Genomic DNA, 17,339 nt, shown 5'->3' on the forward strand with positions numbered 1-17,339 from the left:
CAGGGAATTTGAACAACCCATGAAACCGAAAATCTTCATCGACGGCGAACACGGCACCACCGGCCTGCAGATCAGGGCGCTGCTTGCCGAGCGCGGTGATCTGGAGATCATTTCCATCCCCACCGAGCGTCGCAAGGAAACGGCGGCACGTGCCGAGTTCCTCAATGCCGCCGATGTCGCTATCCTGTGCCTGCCCGACGACGCGGCGAAGGAAAGCGTCTCGCTGATCGCCAACGACACCACCAGGGTCATCGATGCGTCGACCGCGCATCGCGTGGCGGAGGGCTGGGCGTATGGTTTCGCCGAGATGGACAAGGACCAGGCAAAGGCGATTGCCTCGGCAAAGCGCGTCGCCAACCCAGGCTGCTGGCCGCAGGGACCGATCGCGACGCTGCGGCCGCTGGTCACAGCAGGCCTGCTGCCGGCCGATTTTCCGATCACCGTCAACGGCATTTCGGGCTATTCCGGCGGCGGACGGCCGATGATCGAGGACTACGTCGCCAAGGGCGAGGACGCCTCGGAATTCCTGCCTTACGGCCTCACCCTGCAGCACAAGCACGTGCCGGAATTGAGGGCCTATGCAAGGCTGTCGCATGATCCGATCATGCAGCCGGCGGTCGGCAATTTCGCGCAAGGCATGATCACCGTGGTGCCATTGCAACTCGGCGGCCTCGACCATGTGCCGACCGGTGCGGAGCTGCATGCGGCGATTGCCGACCATTTCGCCGCCATCAAGGGCGGTGTGGTCGAGGTGGCGCCCTATGCGCATTCGGAGCGCATGCCGGAGATCGATCCGGAGATCTACAACGGCACCAACCGGATGAAGGTCTATGTCTTCGCCAACGACAAACGGGCGCAGGCCCTGCTGCTGGCGGTCTACGACAATCTCGGCAAGGGCGCCTCGGGTGCCGCCGTCCAGAACATGGATCTGATGCTCGGCCTCTGATGGACACGCCAGCCTTTCCGGCGCGCTGGAAAGTCAGCGCGCCCGAACTCATTGCCGAGACCTTTTCGAGCCGCATCTGGAAGGTATTGCGCGAAGACGGATCGCCGGCGATCGTCAAGGCGCTGAAGCCTTTCGATGACGTCGCCGACGAGTTGCGCGGAGAGCACTATCTCGCCTGGCGGCGCGGCGAAGGCGCGGTGCGTCTGCTCGGCCGCGACGGCCACAGCATGCTGCTCGAATATGCCGGTGAAACCCTGCTGCAGCAGGTTCTCGACGAACAGGGCGACTTTGCCGCGACCGCAATCGCGGCGGAGCTGATGGCAAAACTGTTTTCACGGGGGAAAGCCCCCTACCCGTCCGAGCTTCAGCCGCTCCGGGAACGCTTCGCCAGCCTGTTCGACAAGGCGAATACCGATCGCGACGCCGGCCTTGACAGCCTCTATGTCGAGGCAGCCGTCATCGCCGAGCGGCTGCTGGCCGATCCGCACGACATCAGGCCCCTGCATGGCGATCTGCATCACGAAAACATCCTGCACGGGCCGCGCGGCTGGCTGGCGATCGATCCGAAGGGCGTGCTCGGCGATCCCGGCTTCGACGCGGCGAACATGTTCTACAACCCGCTCGACCGGGACGATCTCTGCCTCGATCCGGAGCGGATCGCTGATATGGCCGAGATCTTTGCCAAAACACTGAGCCAGACACCGACCGCTATCCTCGATCATGCCATTGCCTATGGATGCCTGTCGGCGTCCTGGCATCACGAGGACGACAATGCGGTCGAGGAGAATCGCGAAATGTCGATCGTCAAGGCGATCCGGGCGGTGCGGGCAGGCTTCTGATCCGACCCAGTAGATCGGCTCGGGATCAGCCCCTGAGCGCTATTCCCGTCGGCAAGGGATAGGCGCCCTTGGTGCCACGCCAATGGGCTGCGGCAAAGCCCAGCACGATCAGCGCAAATCCCTGATGGGTCAGCGCCATATGCAACGGCACATGCATGAGCAGCGTGCCGACGCCGATCGAGGCCTGCACCAGCACCAGTAGAAACAGCAGCGTCGCGCGGCGCGCATGCGTCGAGCCTGGCAGCCGCCGGCGCGTGGCGATCATGTGCCACAAGGCCACGACGAATACCGTGTAAGCGCCAAGCCGATGGACGAACTGCACCGTCTTCGGGCTCTCGAAGAAGTTGCGCCATGCCGGCTCGAGGATCAGCAGATCGCCAGGAATGATCTTGCCGTCCATCAGCGGCCAGGTGTTGTAGCTCAAACCCGCGTCGAGCCCGGCGACCAGGCCGCCGAGATAGATCTGGATCAGCGCCAGCAGCACGATGAAGCCGGCCAGCCTCTGCGTCAACCTATCGGCGGCAGGCTCGGAATGCGGCGCCAACCCGCGCGCGACCACCATGGTGGCGGTGAAGATCAGTGCGGCAAGGGTCAGGTGGGTCGCCAGCCGGTACTGGCTGACGGAGACCCGGTCGACCAGGCCAGAGGCCACCATCCACCAGCCGATGGCGCCTTGCAGGCCGCCAAGCAGCAGAATGCCCACGAGTTTCCGACCCAGGCCGCGCTCGATGCGGCGCGTCGCCCAGAAGAACAGCAGCGGCAAGGCGAAGACCAGGCCGACGCTGCGCGCCAGGATGCGATGCGCCCATTCCCACCAGAAGATCGATTTGAACGCTTCGATGCCCATGCCCTTGTTGAGCTCGGCATATTGCGGGATCTGCTGGTAGAGCTGGAATTCCTCTTGCCACTCGGCATCGTTGAGCGGCGGGATCACGCCATGGATCGGCTTCCACTGCGTAATCGACAGGCCGGAATCGGTGAGCCTGGTGGCGCCGCCGACCAGCACCAGCGCAAACAGCACCAGAAGCACCACATAGAGCCAGGCGCGCAGCAGCGCCCGGTTATGCAGGTCGCGGTCGCGGGCGACGTATGGCGCGGCAGCTGATATGGCAGCCATGATCTTGTCCCGGCAGGTTGATTTGGCGGATTGGTGGACCATCGCACCCGTGCTGGCAAGACCATCCGGCGCGGCACGCCGTCGCGCCGCGTCTCACCGGTTGCGCAGTCTCGCCTCAAGGCCTATGCGAGGCCGTTACCCCTTGAGCCTGCCAGGCCGCCTGTGCAAATTCCGGCATGCTCGATCAGGAGACCAACCATGCCCCTGCGCCTGAAAAAGCTGATCGGAATGTTTCTGCTGGTGGCGCTGGTCATCATCTATGCGCTGGTCGCATCGATCTTCGCGGTCGCCCGGCTGTCGGAGTCGGGTCCGTGGGTGCATTTCCTGTTCTTCCTGCTCAGCGGCCTGCTCTGGGTGCTGCCGGCAATGGGCATCATCAAATGGCTGATGCTGGAGCCGAGGGCCAAGCGCTAGGCGAAACCGCCAGCGTCAGATGGTGACGACCATCTTGCCGGCATTGGCGAGCGGCGTCGTCACGCCCGACAGCATGGTGCGAATATGGGCGAGGCTCTGATAGCGGCCGTTGACGGAAATCCGCGGCAAAGCATGCAGGAACCCGGCATGTTCGGCGCGCAGCACGCCGTGGCGCGTCGTCACGGCAGAGGTGTAGCCTGCGTCACGGGCAAAGCCGACTTCGCGACAGCCTACGGCACTCGCATAGCCATAGGGGTAAGCGAAATGGCGGGGCTCTTCGCCCAGTTCGGCCAGCAACATGGCGCGCACGGCGCCGATCTCGTGCCGGGCATCGGCTTCGGAGAGCCGCTTCAGATTGCTGTGGTTGATCGTATGGGCGCCGATCGTCACCAGCGGATGCGCGGCGATGCGGCGGATCTCGTCCCAGTTCATCAGTGTCCGCAGGCGCGGACCGTCGGCGTCGATGCCATTTGCGCGAGCCAGATCGCGCAACACCGCCTGCAGGTCCTTCTCGCGGATTTCGGAGGTGAGATAGGCGTGCAGGCGTGCATTGGCCTGCAGCTTCTTCGCGGGGGTCGAGCAATCGATCGTCAGCGGACCCTTCGGCCGCGTCAGCGTCAAGGTATCGCGCGCGTTGACGATGTCCTCGACAACGTCCCACCACAGGTCGGCTGTGCCGTTGATCAGCCCGGGCGCGACATAGATGGTGATCGGCGCGCCGTGCTTCTCCAGCACCGGCAGCGCCTCGACCATGTTGTCGCGATAGGCATCGTCGGCGGTGATCGTGGCAAACTGACCGCCTTTGCCGCCCGCCTTGATGCGCTCGACGGCTTCGTCCATGGAGACGAAGGCATAGCCATGCGCCTTCATGTCGGCGATCATGGCATCGAGGAACCCGGGCGCGATATTCAGATGCCGGTTGACGCTGTCCGGCTTTTCCGGCGTCGCGGTAACACGGTGCAGCATCAGGATGGCGCCAATGCCGCCGATGAACGGCTTGGCCAGCGGTGCAAGGCCGGTATAGCGGGCGACGTTCAGCGCCAGTTTCCGGATTGCCTCCCCGCCGTCGATCATTCATTCACCTTTTGCGCCTAGGCTGATCCAAGCACGGAATGCGCCTATGCGAACCCCCAAATCGCGACCAATACGCCCTAAGGATTGAGGTATGGTTGACGCAACTGCGTCATTTGACGGCAATCGGCTTGCGGCAACCGAGGCATCGTCGCGCGCCTTGCCACGGGACCGTGCCGGCCTGTCGATCTCGGTGGCGTCCACGGACGGACTGGCGGCCTATGCCGAGTTCTGCCGCTCGGCCCTGTTTGGTCCGGCGCAGGGTGCTGCCTGGGTCCTGAACTGGGCGGCCGAGACACGACCGGACCTGCTCGTCGCGACGCTGAGTGCCGAGGGCAAACCGGTTTTTTCGCTGGCGCTGGAGGTTGCCTGCAAGGGACCATTCCGGATCGCCCGCTTCATGGGTGGGCGTCACGCCAACGGCAACTTCGTCGCCGCGGACCCGAACTGGCTGGCCAAGGCGGATATGCCGGCCCTCCGATCGGTGCTGGCGGCCATCGCCAACGCACGCCCGGACATCGATCTGGTCGCGCTCGAGCGGTTGCTGCCCGATCTCGACGGCGTCGCCAATCCGCTTGCATCGCTTGACCATTTTTCCAGCCCCAATCTGTCGCTGGCCGTCGATCTCGCCGGCGGCTTCGATGCGCTGCTTTCTCGCGCCAGCGGCAAACGCAAACGCAAGAAGCACCGGTCGCAGATCCGGAAATTCGAGACCGTCGGCAGCCACCGGCGCATCGAGGCCCGCACCCCCGACGAGGTCGACAGGCTGCTCGACGCCTTCTTCGAGATGAAGGAACTCCGCTTCCGCAAGATGGGCATCGCCAACGTCTTCGGCGACGCGCAGGTGCGCGGCTTCTTCCGCGCGCTGTTTTCGCAAGCACTTAGCGAGGACAAGCCTTCCTTCGTGCTGCACGGGCTCGAGGTTGCCGGTAAGCTGCGCGCCATTACCGGTTCAAGCCGCTCGGGCAAACGCCTGATCTGCGAATTCGGAGCGATCGCCGAGGACGATCTCGGGCACGCCAGCCCCGGCGACTTCCTGTTCTTCGACAACATCCAGGAAGCCTGCGAGACCGGTTTCGAGGTCTATGACTTTTCGGTAGGAGATGAGCCTTACAAGCGGCTGTGGTGCGATATCGAAACGCGGCATTTCGAAGTGCTGGTCCCCTTGACCGTGAAGGGCCGCATGCTGGCGCTGACGCTTCGGCAAGGCGCGCGGCTGAAAGCCTTCGTCAAGAACAGCCCGACGATCTGGAAGCTGACCAAGGTACTGCGCCGCAAAGCCGCCGGCCAGGCGGCGCCCTCGGAAGAAGATAGCTAACGCAATGACGCCGATCATCCGCACACTGTCCCTGCAGGAACTGGCGCTTCTCGTCGACTGGGCAGCCGCGGAAGGCTGGAACCCAGGTCTTGAAGACCCGGCGATGCTCCAGGCGGCGGACCCCGAAGGCTTCATCGGCGCCTTTGTCGGCGACGACATGGTCGCGGCAATTTCGGCCGTGGCCTATGGCAGCGAATTCGGCTTCATCGGCCTCTACATCTCCCGGCCTGACATGCGCGGCATGGGCTACGGCAAGACGGTGTGGGACGCCGGCATGAAAAGGCTTGCAGGCCGGACCGTCGGCCTTGACGGCGTCGCCGAGCAGCAGGCCAATTACCGGCGCAAGGGCTTCGCGCCGGCCTACGAGACCATCCGCTTCACCGGGCGCAAGGCAGGCCCGGCGGCCAGGGCCGATGGGTTGCGGACGATTACAACGCAACTCCTGTCCGATGTCGTCGCCTATGACGCCCATTGTTTTCCGGCGCCGCGGCGGGCCTTCCTGCAGCGATGGCTGCAAGAACCGCATCATGGGCTGGCGGCAATCGGTTCGCGCGGCGTCACTGGCTTTGGCGTGGCGCGCCGGTGTCGATCCGGCTTCAAGATCGGCCCGCTGTTTGCCGACGACATGGAAATCGCTTTGCAACTCCTGGAGGGACTGGCCGGTGCCTGTGAGGGCGGCGAGCTGCATATCGACGTCCCCGCCGATAACACCGGTTTCATAACTGCGCTCGATGCGGCCGGCTTTGCGCCGACCTTCACCACCACGCGCATGTACAAGGGGCCTGCCCCGGAACTGGACCTGCAAAGGGTGTTCGGCGTAACGACCCTGGAACTGGGCTAGATCGGGCGAACCGCTGAACGGCTCCGCCAGGCGATCCGCAGCTCTCTCAGGCGGCGGCAGTGCGCCGTCCCGGCACCGGATTGCCGGGCGGTTCGTGGCCGAGCGGCGTCACCAGCGTCAGGTCGGGATAGCCGTTCTCGATCAGCTTGACGGCAGCCTGCGTCACCTCGTCGTCGGCCTCCAGCATGGAGAGAAAGACCTCGGTGGCGTCGCCGGTCAGACGGCCGATGCCCTGCGCGTCGGCTGGTCCGCATTCGACCACGACCAGATCATAAGCCGTTGTCAGCGACTGCATGATGATCGGCAGCCGGTCGGCGGCGCGCATGGCGCGGACCGGATCGGCGGTTCCGACCGGAATGACGTGACAGTCCGAGTAGAGATCGGCATGGATGACGTCACTGAACTGCGCTTCCGAAGCGAGCAGGTTGGTGATGCCGGGAAAAAGTCCGCTGTCCAGCATCGGCCGCGAGGCGGCCCCCGACGCGGTGAGGTCCAGCAACAGCACGCGCAGCCCGGCGTCGGCGACTTCGCGCGCCACCAGGATCGCCGATGCAGCCGCCTCGTCGCCTTCCGGCGAGACGAATATGGCGCGCGCCGCACCGCTTGAGATCAGCTTTTCGGCAGCCCTTTCGATGTCGATCTCGCCCAGGGTGGAGCGCGCCGGTTCGGGCTCGACAACCGTCTGCTCTGTCGCCGCCGTAGCGGGCATTGCGACCACATCCGGCGCCTCGGCCATGGCCGGCATCGCAGTGGCAAAAGGCTCCGCATCGGCTTCATGCGCAGGTTCAGGCAGTTCCTGGTGAATGACGGGTTCCTGGAAGACGGCAGGCTCGTGGCGGACAGATGGCTTGGCGGCCGGCGCCTGCGCCACATGGGGCATCGCCACCTCATCGATCCGTTCGAAACGGGAACCGCTCGCCGGCCGCATCGCGCGGCCTGAGAACAGCTCCCGCAGAAGCGTCACGATGGCCATGATCAGCAGCGATGCGGCGAAAGCCGCGCCGACGATCGGCCCCACCTTCGGGAAATAGGCCTCGGAGGGAACCGACGCCTTCGAGGCGATCCGGGCGTCGACCGGCAGATAGTTGCGGTCCTGGCGCGAAGCGGCTTCGCGGTAGTTGGTCAGGTAGAGTTCGAGTTGCTGCCGCTTGGCGGTCGCGTCGCGCTGCAGTGCGTCGAGGTCGACCTGTTGTTCGCCGGCCTGCGCCGAAGCGGCTTTCAATGTGTTGACGTCGGCGACGAGCTGGTTCTCGCGGGCCTTTGCCGTCTCGGCCTGCATCAACAGGCCTTTCATGATCTTCTGGGCCTCGCTGCGGATCTGCGCGTCGAGATCGGACAGTTGCGATTTCAGCGCGCGAATGCGCGGATGATTTCCAAGCAGCGTCGTCGACAGATCGGCGATGTTGGAGCGCAATTCGACCTGTCGCTCACGCAAGCGCTGGATCAGGTCCGACGACAGAACCTCCGGCACTGCGTCCAGCGAACCGCCATTCTGCAGCGCCCTGCGCACACCGTCGGCGGTCGCTTCGGCCGCAGCGCGGTTGGCGCGCACTTTCGACAGTTCGCTCGACAGTTCCGAAAGCTGCTGGGTGGCCAGCACCGAATTGTTGCCACCCATCAGAAGATCGGACTGGGCGCGATAGGCGGCGACCTTCGCCTCCGCATCCTTGACCTGCCGCTGCAGGTCGGCGATCTCGGGCGCCAGGAAGTCTGCCGCGGCGCTGTTCGATTCGAGCTTTGCCGCCCCTTGCCCCGCTATATAGGCGGCAGCGATGGCGTCCGGTATGGCGGCCGCGAGCTTGGGATCTTCCGATGAGAACTCGATGGCAATGATGCGGGTCTTCTCGACGCCGTAGACGTTGAGCTTCTCGTGCATTTTCTTGAGCACGCGCTCTTCCGTCGGAATTTCCATCGGGTCGCTTTTCAGGCCGACCAGAACCAGAGCGCGGCTCAGCGCCGACATGTCGAGCGCTTCATTGAACTCGGGCAGTTTTTCCAGCCCAAGCGTTTGCGAGACCTGCTTGAGGATTTCGTTGGAGGAAATGATCTGGACCTGGGTGGCGACGCCCTGCTCGTCGAGAATAGGCTTGTCGGTGTCGTTGTTGTTGCTGGCCGGCCGCGTGTAGATGGATTCGCGCGGCGCGATCTCCACCTGCGTCTCGGCCTTGTAGTGCCGGGTTGCCAGCGAGGCGAAAGCAAAGGCCAGCCCGGTCGCCAACAGGACGACGAGGCCTATACGCAGCCAATTCCTCGCTAGGCTGGCGAAGAGCTGCCTGAGATCGACATCGACATCTGCGGCCGCGGACTGAACGGACATGCATCCCTACTCCGATACTGGGTCAGCACGCACCGTAAACAACTATGGTAACTCAGCCGTTAAGATCGCGGTAAGTTTCCGTTAGGGTTTACTGGCGGGCGACAAACAAAACCGCCAGAAATCGCAAAAACTCTTGCCGATGCGCCACGTGTCGGCCGCTCCCTTTACCGGCCATTAACCCTAACAGGATGATAACGGGCCTCGATCCCTGATGTTTGCTGCGACGCCGCAGCGGCCCAGTCGAAGGTACTTGTCCGGTCATGAAAAGCACTGCTTCCCTGTTTCGCGCGCTGCTTGCCGTATCGATGCTGGCTGGCTGTTCCAGCTACCGGCCGACGCCGGCCGCCTTCCATGAGGTGCTCGATCAGCCCTACCGTCTTGGCGCCGGCGATCGCGTCCGCGTCACCGTGTTCGAGCAGGACGGGCTGACCAACACCTACAGCGTCGATCAATCCGGCTATCTCTCCTTCCCGCTTGTCGGCGCCATACCGGCGCGCGGCCACACCGCGCAGCAGATGGAAAAGGAGATCGCCGACAAATTGCGGCAAGGCTATCTGCGCGATCCCGACGTTTCGGTCGAGATCGACCGCTACCGGCCGATCTTCGTCATGGGCGAAGTGGGTGCCGCCGGCCAATACTCTTACGTCCCCGGCCTGACGGTGCAGAAGGCAATCGCCATTGCCGGCGGCTTCACGCCGCGCGCCAACCAGGAAAGCGTCGACATCACCCGCGACATCAACGGCAAGGTGATGACCGGCCGCGTGGTCACCTCCGACCCGCTGCTGCCGGGCGATACGGTCTACGTCCGCGAACGCCTGTTCTGACAGATACCAAGTGGCGGACAGGCTCAGGATCGTCCATTGCTTTCGCTCACCCGTCGGAGGAATTTTCCGGCATGTGCGCGACCTGACCGAGGCGCAGGTCGCCGCCGGGCATTCCGTCGGCATCGTCTGCGATTCGACGACGGGCGGCGCGTTCGAGGAACATCTGTTCGAGCAGATGAAGAACATGCTGGCGCTCGGCATTCATCGCACGCCGATGCAGCGCCACGTCGGTCCCGGCGACCTTGCCTCGGCCTGGCGCACGTACAGGATCATCAAGGAATTGCGGCCGGACGTACTGCACGGGCACGGCGCCAAGGGTGGCGCCTATGCCCGTCTGTTCGGCTCGTTGTTGCGGGTATCAAGGTCTCGCGTAGCCCGCCTTTATTCGCCGCATGGCGGCTCCCTCCACTATGACGAGAACACGACCACCGGAAAGCTGTTCTTCGCGCTCGAGCGCTTCATGGCTCGTTTCACCGACTATCTGCTGTTTGTCTCGGACTATGAGCGGCGGACCTATCGCCACAAGGTCGGCGAGCCGCCCATTCCCAACACCTTGGTCTATAACGGCCTGCGCGCCACAGAATTCGAGCCGGTGATCACCGCCCCGGACGCAGCCGACCTGCTTTATATCGGCATGATGCGCGACCTGAAGGGGCCGGACATCTTCATCGACGCATTGGCGCTCGCCGGCCCACGGTTCGGCCGCGCGCTGACCGCGGTGATGGTCGGCGACGGCGACGACCTTCCGCGTTACCACGGGCAGGTGAAACGCCTCGGGCTCGAGCGCCATGTCCGCTTCCTGCCGCCGATGCCGGCCAGGGAGGCCTTTGCCCTTGCCGCGCTTATCATCGTTCCCTCGCGCGCCGAAGCTATGCCCTATATCGTCCTGGAAACGCTTGCCGCGGGGAAGCCGATGATCGCAACAGCGGTCGGCGGCATTCCGGAGATATTCGACACCGGTTCCCCTGCCCTGATCCGACCTGACCCGATCGAGCTCGCCGAAAGGATGAGCCAGGCGCTGGCCGACCCGGCCGCCTATCGCGACCTGATGCCGGATGGGGCCGACCTCAAGGCACGCTTCGGCGCCGATGTGATGGCCGCCGACATCGAGAACGCCTATTTCGCCGCGCTCGACAGGTAGGCGCAGGACCAAGCCGTTCCAAAGCCGTATGTTGTTTCAAGGGTTTCTTAGCTCTCTTTTGCTATTCACCGTGGGGAAGCTTGCGGAAAGCCCTCATGAACGAGATCGACCCCGCGCGCCGCTTTTCAGCAGAGGCGGTGCGTAAATTCGACGGCCCGGCCGATGGCGACACGCCAAGCGGCATGAACGATGTCGCGCGCCAGGTCGCCTCGCAGTACCGGCGCGATACGATGTCGCCGATCATGGTCAGCGGCGTCCTGCGCATGGTCGAATTCGGCTTGCTGTTCCTGTCCGGGCTCGCCGTCTATTTCCATTATGTCGGGTTCTTCAATTATCTCGCCTGGCAGTATCCGGTAACGATCGCCGCCGCGTCGTTCCTTGCCGTGGTGCTGCTCGACGTCACCGACTGCTACCAGATCGTCGCCCTGATGCGGCCGATCGCCAATTTCGGCCGCGTGCTGCTGGTCTGGGCCGGCACTTTCGCCCTGATGGCGCTGACGGCGTTCGTCATGAAGATGTCGGAAAACTATTCGCGCCTTTTGTTGGGCAGCTGGTTCGTCATCGGCTTCGTTCTCATCTTCGGCCTCAGGCTGGTGATGTCCAAGCTGATCCGGGCCTGGGCGCGCGATGGCCGCATGGAGCGGCGCGCCGTCATCGTCGGCGGCGGCAAGGCGGCGGAAATCCTGATCCGCTCGGTCGAAAAGCAGCCCTACAACGATATCCGCATCTGCGGCATCTTCGACGATCGCGGCGACAAGCGCTCACCGCCCATCGTCGCCGGCTACCCCAAGCTCGGCACCATTTCGGAACTGATCGAGTTCGCCCGCATCGCGCGTATCGACATGCTGATCGTATCGTTGCCGCTGACCGCCGAATCGCGCGTTCTGCAGTTGCTGAAGAAGCTGTGGGTGCTGCCGGTCGACATCCGGCTTTCGGCGCATTCCAACGCGCTGCAGTTTCGCCCGCGTGCCTATTCCTACATCGGCGCGGTGCCGATGCTGGATATCTTCGACAAGCCGATCAACGACTGGGATTCGGTCGCCAAACGCGCCTTCGACATCGTCTTCAGCCTGATCGGCATCGTCGTGTTCTCGCCGGTGATGCTGGCGACCGCCATCGCCATCAAGCTCGACAGCAAGGGTCCGGTGCTGTTCCATCAGAAGCGGCACGGTTTCAACAACGAGATCATCGAGGTCTATAAGTTCCGTTCGATGTATACGGACAAGGCCGACCCGACCGCCAAGCAGACGGTGACCAAGAACGACCCGCGCGTCACCCGCGTCGGCCGCTTCATCCGCAAGACCTCGATCGACGAGCTGCCGCAGTTCTTCAATTCGCTTCTGGGTTCGCTGTCGCTGGTCGGCCCGCGTCCGCACGCCATCGCCGCGCAGTCGCATAACCTGCTCTACAACGAGGTCGTCGACGGCTATTTCGCCCGCCACAAGGTCAAGCCCGGCGTCACCGGCTGGGCGCAGATCAATGGCTGGCGCGGCGAGATGGACACCAACGAGAAGATCCGCATGCGCACGGAGTATGATCTCTACTACATCGAGAACTGGTCGCTGCTGTTCGATTTGCGGATCCTGTTCCTGACGCCGCTCCGGCTGCTCAACACGGAAAACGCCTATTGAGCGCGATCGCCCATGATCTGCCGCAGGCCGTGGTCAACGCCAAGCTGGTCGCGCTGATTTCGTCGGGCGCGGTTTTCCTCGGCATTCTGCTGTCCGGCTTCGTCATCAGCGAGCCGGCGCCCTATGAGCTCTACATGGCCGGGCTGATCGCCATCTGGGCGCTTTTCGGCTTGCGGATTTCCCGCGCGGCAACGCCGCTGCTGGTGCTGCTGGTGACGATGAACATCGGCGGCATGATCTCCATGACGCAGATGGCGGACCTCGCCAACACGCCGCTCTATCTCGCCGTCTCGCTGTTTCTCGCCTTCAGCGCAGTGTTCTTCGCATCGATCACCGCCGTACAGCCGAACCTCTACCGATTGATCTTCATTGCCTATGTGGTTTCGGCCGTAGCGACCTCGCTGCTTGGCATTGCAGGCTACTTCCACGCCTTTCCGGGCGCCGAGATGTTCACCAAATACGATCGTGCCGCCGGCGCCTTCCAGGATCCGAACGTGTTCGGACCGTTCCTGGTGCTGCCCGGCATCTATCTGCTCTATCTGCTTCTGACCGGACCGGTGACGCGCATGCCGCTGCTGGCGGTGCCACTGCTGATCATCACCGCCGGCATCTTCTTTTCCTTCTCGCGCGGCGCCTGGGGCATGTTCGCCGTCTCGGCCGTCCTGCTCACCGGCTGCCTGTTCCTGCAAAGCGCCAGCGGCATGTTCCGGCTGCGCGTGGTGGTGATGACGATTGCCGCGCTGGCACTGCTGGTCGTCGCCATGATCGTCATCCTGCAGCTGCCCGGCGTGTCGGAGATGTTTTCCAACCGTGCCCATCTCGAACAGAGCTACGACACCGCCCGCCTCGGCCGCTTCGCCCGCTACGGCATCGGCTTCCAGATGGCGATGGAGCATCCGTTCGGCATCGGCCCGCTGGTCTTCGGCACGATCTTCGGTGAAGACACCCACGATATCTGGCTGAAGATGCTGATGGATTATGGCTGGCTCGGCTTCGTGTCGTTCCTGGCGCTCGTCTTATGGACGATAGCAGCCGGCTTCCGCATCCTGCTGCGCGACCGGCCGTGGCAGCCCTATCTCCTGTGCGCCTATGTCGCCTTCATCGGCAATATCGGGCTCGGCACCTTCATCGACATCGACCACTGGCGCCATGTCTACCTGCTGCTCGGCCTGATCTGGGGCGCCATCGCGCTGGAATACAGGCATCAACTGCTGTTGCGGCCTGCCTTACAGGGCTCGCCGGCACCGGCATAAAAGTCGCGGGAGTGAGAGGGCTTCACGTTGGCCTTCGGTGGAGATCCGGCCCGCTCTACATCACGACGAAGACAGCTTCGAGAGCTTCCCGAATACGAAGTTTCTGATGGATTTCCTGACTAGGCGCTCTACATGCGCTTTACTCGGCTTCATTTGCGTTTTGAAGCGTCAGGCCAGTGTAGATCGAGTGCTCGACGGACGGTTGGTCCATGGCAAAAATATGCGGTTGTGGCAAAAACATCACATAATTTCATTTCGCTCCCGGCTATTGTTGTTCCCGAGGGAATTACTTGGGTTGGGAGAAATACGTGAATAGATTCTTAGCAGTTCTCGCGGTTGCCGCCCTGTCGGCAAGCACCGCGTCAGCAGCAGACATGTTGGCCCCGGTTGCGGGGTCGGCCTATGACTGGAGCGGCCTCTATGTCGGCGGCCATCTCGGCGTTGCCAATGGTGACATCACGGCAACGGATATGACCGAGCCAAACGGTGGGTTCTTCACCGACCTCGTTCCGGCGGGAACAGAAGGATTTGACTTCAACAAAGCCGGCGTAGCCGGCGGTATCCATGCAGGCGCGCAATGGCAGTGGGGACAGTTCATTCTGGGCGGCGAAGCGACCTGGACGGCAACGGGCATCCGCAAGACCATCACCAGCCCCTATTTCCCGGACAGCGACACCGAGACCGCCAAAATCTCGAATTATGCCACGGTCGTCGGCCGCGTCGGCTACGCCTTCGATCGCGTGCTGATCTATGCCAAGGCTGGTTATGCCGGCGGCAAGGTGGATTTCCGCGCCCGAGACAACGACGCCCTGGTGACCTACGAAAAGAATGAGTGGCAGAACGGCTATGCGCTCGGCGCTGGCATCGACTATGCCCTTACGAACAACCTCTCGCTTGGCGTGGACTACACCCACGTTGACCTCGGCCATAAGACGAGCACGGGCGACAACGTGTTCGATGATGGCACTCTCGGCGACAATCCCGAGACCTATCGCACAGAGGCAAAGGTCGATGCCGTGATGGCCCGGCTAACCTACAAGTTTGGAATGGGTCAGTAGTGCATCGACATCATTTTCGCGGATCAGATCTAGCGTCAGGGGAGCTCGTCAGCGCTCCCCTTTCCTCGTAGCCTACATATTCCTTCGAACATTCTGGCGATTGAACGAAGTCTTGAACTTCTTTGGGCAATTGCAGCCTAGAGCGGTGCAGGCTATGCCCTTCCAGGGCAAGACAAAGCACGTAGTGTGTCCGCCCTCGGTGACCGGAACCTAAGCAGCACTTGCGGTATGATTTGTCGGTGTGACTTTCGGTCACCAAAGGCACACCGGGACACCATCTGTTCCCATTTCACCAATTTCAGCGAATTCGCCTCTTGCTTCTGAACCCTTGAGAATATAGGGCTTTGCGCGGTCCGGAGTGTAGCGCAGCCCGGTAGCGCACTTGACTGGGGGTCAAGGGGTCGTCGGTTCGAATCCGGCCACTCCGACCAAATTTGAAAGCAGGACTTGCCCCCGAAGTCCGCCTCTCCAGATGCTTCGGTCAGCCCGGCCAAATCTCGGATCGGGGCAACCATGTGCTCTGCCGCTTGAACTCTGGCTTGGGCTACCCCTGGCACACATCGATCCACTCAGCCCCAATCAGCTCAACCATCCTCTGCGGGCTGATCCGCACCGCCGCATTGGTGGCGCCTGCCGCGGGCACCACCTCGTCAAACTCGCGCAGCGACACGTCGCAATAGACCGGCAGCGGCGCCGGCAGGCCGAACGGGCAGACGCCGCCGACCGGATGGCTCGTCGCTTCGACAACTTCCGCCGCGTCGAGCATGCGCGGCTTGCCGCCGAACTGGTCCTTGAACTTGCGGTTGTCCAGCCTGGCGATGCCGCTGGTCACCACCAGCATGGTGCGGTCGCCGACGCGCAGGCAGATCGTCTTGGCGATCTGCGCCGGCAGCACGCCATGCGCCTCGGCCGCCAGGGTCACCGTCGCCGAGCTCGCCTCCGTGACGATGACGTCGATATCAGGCGCGTGGGTGGCGAAGAAGGCACGAACGGAGTCCAGGCTCATATCGAAAAACCCATGGTTCAAAAACTTGAAGGACGGCGGATTGCTGTCCAGCAGCCGGGGCCGCCGCGCATATAAGCACGCGCGGCATACAAATCGGCAAGCGCCAGGCTGAAGCAGACGCTGCGGCAGGTACAAAGAAACCCGCCAAGAGGGCCTTGGCGGGTTCTCTGGAATGCCTGGTGCGGGTCTACGCCAGCGATCGACCTTGCGCCGCCGGCGGCGCAGCCGGGGTGATCAGAGCTTCCTGGGGAAGGTGAAGCGCGGACACAATACGACGCAGCTTCGACGGATCGGTCACTCTGCCGCTTTCGATATCCTCAATCTCGTCCACCGCCAGGCCGCATGTCAGGGAAAGCTCTTCCACGCTGTAACCGCGGGTCTCCCGCATCGCTCTGAGGGTGTTGTAATCTGGCCCGCTCCCGTTGGTTGCCGGTTCGGAGTGGGGTTCGCTTTTCGCATTATGGGGCATTGGCAACTCCATGACTGAAAGAGTTTGATCAAATGAGGAGTGTTGCCTGAGACGGTCGGGAAGATGCCCTCTCACCGGCGATTTGCCAAGGGCCAAAATGGCCGTCACGGGATCGTGAACCGGGTGCCTGGCGCGCCCTCTGGCGCACACGTCGCTCTCAAGTTGTTTTGAAGGCCTGATTGGCCTTTTGCCGGCAGTCTCGCCGCGGCCTTTCGTTATCTCCGGGTCGCTGGCGTGAAACCATCCGGTTCCAGCCAGTTCGTTCCCGGAAGGATTATTTGCAATGAACTTGAAGACAGTCATGGTCGTGCTCGGCACGATTTCCAGCCTTTCCGTCGCCGGCGCGGGCGCCGCCCAAGCCGCAGGCGCGCTGCGTGTGCGCGGCACGGTGGTCAGTTTAAGCCCACGCTGCTCACCGTGAAAACCCGCCAGGGCGATACCGACGCGATCAAGCTCAAGGCCGGCTGGAAGATCTCGGGCGTCGCCAACGCCTCGGCAAAGGACATCAAGCAGGGCGATTTCCTCGGCATTGCCTCCGTTTCGAAAGCGGATGGCGGCAGCGGCGCCCTGGAGGTGGTGGTCTTTCCGGCCGCGCTGAAAGGCACCGGCGAGGGTGACCGCCCCTGGGACCTGCAGCCAAACAGCCGGATGACCAACGGCACCGTCGCCGACGTTACCGATATAAGCGGGCGATCCGTCACGCTGACCTATGACAATGGCCAGACCAAGAAGATTTCGATTCCCGACACCACCCCTGTCGTCACCTTCGCGCCGGCGACGCCGAGCGACCTCAAGCCGGGTGCGACGGTCTTTGTCACCGCTGAGCGGGGCAGTGACGGCGCACTGAGCGCCAGCCGCGTCGTGGTCGGAACCAACGGCGTCGTGCCGCCGATGTAGTCGGACAGGCGGCCAATGGCCGCCTCTCGATCTTGCCGTGCATGGTGGCGGGAGGCTGGATTGGGCAGAAACAGTCCAGAAACAAAATTCTACAATCGGGAAATACTGACGAAAAAATTCAGGCGCGTAATTCCATTCGCGGCGGCCGGGCTATCGCCCCGATCCATATGCGCCCGCGAAACAAAAGGAAACGATCC

The 17,339-nt window shown here is 63.1% G+C and carries 15 protein-coding genes, 1 tRNA gene and 1 pseudogene; 12 read left to right on the forward strand and 5 right to left on the reverse strand.

Going from position 1 to position 17,339, the window contains the following annotated elements; all coding sequences use genetic code 11:
- Positions 1-19: 19 nt before the first annotated feature.
- Both argC and MESCI_RS22275 read left to right on the forward strand, forming a co-directional pair.
- The gene (gene argC, locus MESCI_RS22270; protein ID WP_013532212.1) at positions 20-946 is read left to right on the forward strand and encodes an N-acetyl-gamma-glutamyl-phosphate reductase; all 927 of its coding nucleotides are present in this window, start codon (positions 20-22) and stop codon (positions 944-946) included.
- The gene (locus tag MESCI_RS22275) at positions 943-1,785 is read left to right on the forward strand and encodes an aminoglycoside phosphotransferase family protein (protein ID WP_210161362.1); all 843 of its coding nucleotides are present in this window, start codon (positions 943-945) and stop codon (positions 1,783-1,785) included. The genes argC and MESCI_RS22275 overlap by 4 nt, the downstream gene beginning before the upstream one ends.
- Positions 1,786-1,810: 25 nt before the next feature.
- Here MESCI_RS22275 and MESCI_RS22280 read toward each other — a convergent pair whose 3' ends face one another.
- Entirely contained in the window at positions 1,811-2,902 is a 1,092-nt protein-coding gene (locus MESCI_RS22280) for a COX15/CtaA family protein (RefSeq protein ID WP_013532214.1), read from the reverse strand.
- Positions 2,903-3,100: 198 nt separating this feature from the next.
- Between MESCI_RS22280 and MESCI_RS22285 the strand changes: the two genes are divergently transcribed.
- The gene (locus tag MESCI_RS22285) at positions 3,101-3,316 is read left to right on the forward strand and encodes a DUF2842 domain-containing protein (protein WP_013532215.1); all 216 of its coding nucleotides are present in this window, start codon (positions 3,101-3,103) and stop codon (positions 3,314-3,316) included.
- Positions 3,317-3,331: 15 nt separating this feature from the next.
- Here the strand turns inward: MESCI_RS22285 and MESCI_RS22290 are convergent, their stop codons facing one another.
- On the reverse strand, positions 3,332-4,390 hold the full coding sequence (locus MESCI_RS22290) for a polysaccharide deacetylase family protein (RefSeq protein WP_013532216.1): 1,059 nt from the start codon (positions 4,388-4,390) through the stop codon (positions 3,332-3,334).
- A 91-nt stretch (positions 4,391-4,481) separates the two neighbouring features.
- On the opposite strand from MESCI_RS22290, the gene MESCI_RS22295 reads away from it, so the two are divergent.
- On the forward strand, positions 4,482-5,705 hold the full coding sequence (locus tag MESCI_RS22295; protein WP_013532217.1) for a GNAT family N-acetyltransferase: 1,224 nt from the start codon (positions 4,482-4,484) through the stop codon (positions 5,703-5,705).
- Between the two features lie 4 nt (positions 5,706-5,709).
- Entirely contained in the window at positions 5,710-6,546 is an 837-nt protein-coding gene (locus MESCI_RS22300) for a GNAT family N-acetyltransferase (RefSeq protein WP_013532218.1), read from the forward strand.
- Between the two features lie 46 nt (positions 6,547-6,592).
- On the opposite strand, the gene MESCI_RS22305 is transcribed toward MESCI_RS22300, so the two are convergent.
- Positions 6,593-8,863, reverse strand: coding sequence for a GumC family protein (locus MESCI_RS22305; protein WP_013532219.1), 2,271 nt, complete (start codon positions 8,861-8,863; stop codon positions 6,593-6,595).
- 260 nt (positions 8,864-9,123) lie between these two features.
- On the opposite strand from MESCI_RS22305, the gene MESCI_RS22310 reads away from it, so the two are divergent.
- The 6 genes from MESCI_RS22310 to MESCI_RS22335 all read left to right on the forward strand — a co-directional run bounded on the left by MESCI_RS22310 (position 9,124) and on the right by MESCI_RS22335 (position 15,201).
- Positions 9,124-9,687, forward strand: a complete 564-nt coding sequence (locus MESCI_RS22310; RefSeq protein ID WP_013532220.1) for a polysaccharide biosynthesis/export family protein — start codon at positions 9,124-9,126, stop codon at positions 9,685-9,687.
- 10 nt (positions 9,688-9,697) lie between these two features.
- A complete protein-coding gene (locus MESCI_RS22315) occupies positions 9,698-10,828 on the forward strand; it encodes a glycosyltransferase family 4 protein (protein ID WP_013532221.1) in 1,131 nt (376 codons plus the stop codon).
- Positions 10,829-10,923: 95 nt separating this feature from the next.
- The gene (locus tag MESCI_RS22320; protein ID WP_013532222.1) at positions 10,924-12,459 is read left to right on the forward strand and encodes an undecaprenyl-phosphate glucose phosphotransferase; all 1,536 of its coding nucleotides are present in this window, start codon (positions 10,924-10,926) and stop codon (positions 12,457-12,459) included.
- Positions 12,456-13,712: an O-antigen ligase family protein gene (locus MESCI_RS22325; protein ID WP_013532223.1), complete on the forward strand. Its 1,257-nt coding sequence runs from the start codon at positions 12,456-12,458 to the stop codon at positions 13,710-13,712. Before MESCI_RS22320 ends, MESCI_RS22325 begins: the two co-directional genes overlap by 4 nt.
- Before the next feature lie 290 nt (positions 13,713-14,002).
- Complete coding sequence (locus tag MESCI_RS22330; RefSeq protein WP_013532224.1) at positions 14,003-14,770, forward strand: outer membrane protein; 768 nt, start codon at positions 14,003-14,005, stop codon at positions 14,768-14,770.
- Between the two features lie 354 nt (positions 14,771-15,124).
- Positions 15,125-15,201: transfer RNA gene (locus tag MESCI_RS22335), tRNA-Pro, on the forward strand.
- A 113-nt stretch (positions 15,202-15,314) separates the two neighbouring features.
- Here MESCI_RS22335 and MESCI_RS22340 read toward each other — a convergent pair.
- Both MESCI_RS22340 and MESCI_RS32695 read right to left on the reverse strand, forming a co-directional pair.
- The gene (locus MESCI_RS22340) at positions 15,315-15,776 is read right to left on the reverse strand and encodes a YbaK/EbsC family protein (RefSeq protein WP_013532225.1); all 462 of its coding nucleotides are present in this window, start codon (positions 15,774-15,776) and stop codon (positions 15,315-15,317) included.
- Positions 15,777-15,963: 187 nt separating this feature from the next.
- The gene (locus MESCI_RS32695; RefSeq protein WP_245268563.1) at positions 15,964-16,548 is read right to left on the reverse strand and encodes a helix-turn-helix domain-containing protein; all 585 of its coding nucleotides are present in this window, start codon (positions 16,546-16,548) and stop codon (positions 15,964-15,966) included.
- Here MESCI_RS32695 and MESCI_RS22350 point away from each other — a divergent pair.
- Positions 16,529-17,142, forward strand: a pseudogene (locus MESCI_RS22350) (hypothetical protein). The gene MESCI_RS32695 and the pseudogene MESCI_RS22350 sit on opposite strands and share 20 nt — an antisense overlap.
- The last annotated feature ends 197 nt before the right edge of the window (positions 17,143-17,339 follow it).

It is taken from the genome of Mesorhizobium ciceri biovar biserrulae WSM1271, from assembly GCF_000185905.1.
Classification (GTDB): domain Bacteria; phylum Pseudomonadota; class Alphaproteobacteria; order Rhizobiales; family Rhizobiaceae; genus Mesorhizobium; species Mesorhizobium ciceri.

Coding starts and splice junctions, on each gene's coding strand:
- MESCI_RS22340 (WP_013532225.1), bottom strand. CDS start 15,776: ATGAGCCTGGACTCCGTTCGTGCCTTCTTCGCCACCCACGCGCCTGAT.
- MESCI_RS22310 (WP_013532220.1), top strand. CDS start 9,124: ATGAAAAGCACTGCTTCCCTGTTTCGCGCGCTGCTTGCCGTATCGATG.
- MESCI_RS32695 (WP_245268563.1), bottom strand. CDS start 16,548: ATGACTGTCTTCAAGTTCATTGCAAATAATCCTTCCGGGAACGAACTG.
- MESCI_RS22320 (WP_013532222.1), top strand. CDS start 10,924: ATGAACGAGATCGACCCCGCGCGCCGCTTTTCAGCAGAGGCGGTGCGT.
- MESCI_RS22280 (WP_013532214.1), bottom strand. CDS start 2,902: ATGGCTGCCATATCAGCTGCCGCGCCATACGTCGCCCGCGACCGCGAC.
- MESCI_RS22305 (WP_013532219.1), bottom strand. CDS start 8,863: ATGTCCGTTCAGTCCGCGGCCGCAGATGTCGATGTCGATCTCAGGCAG.
- MESCI_RS22290 (WP_013532216.1), bottom strand. CDS start 4,390: ATGATCGACGGCGGGGAGGCAATCCGGAAACTGGCGCTGAACGTCGCC.
- MESCI_RS22295 (WP_013532217.1), top strand. CDS start 4,482: ATGGTTGACGCAACTGCGTCATTTGACGGCAATCGGCTTGCGGCAACC.
- MESCI_RS22300 (WP_013532218.1), top strand. CDS start 5,710: ATGACGCCGATCATCCGCACACTGTCCCTGCAGGAACTGGCGCTTCTC.
- MESCI_RS22285 (WP_013532215.1), top strand. CDS start 3,101: ATGCCCCTGCGCCTGAAAAAGCTGATCGGAATGTTTCTGCTGGTGGCG.
- argC (WP_013532212.1), top strand. CDS start 20: ATGAAACCGAAAATCTTCATCGACGGCGAACACGGCACCACCGGCCTG.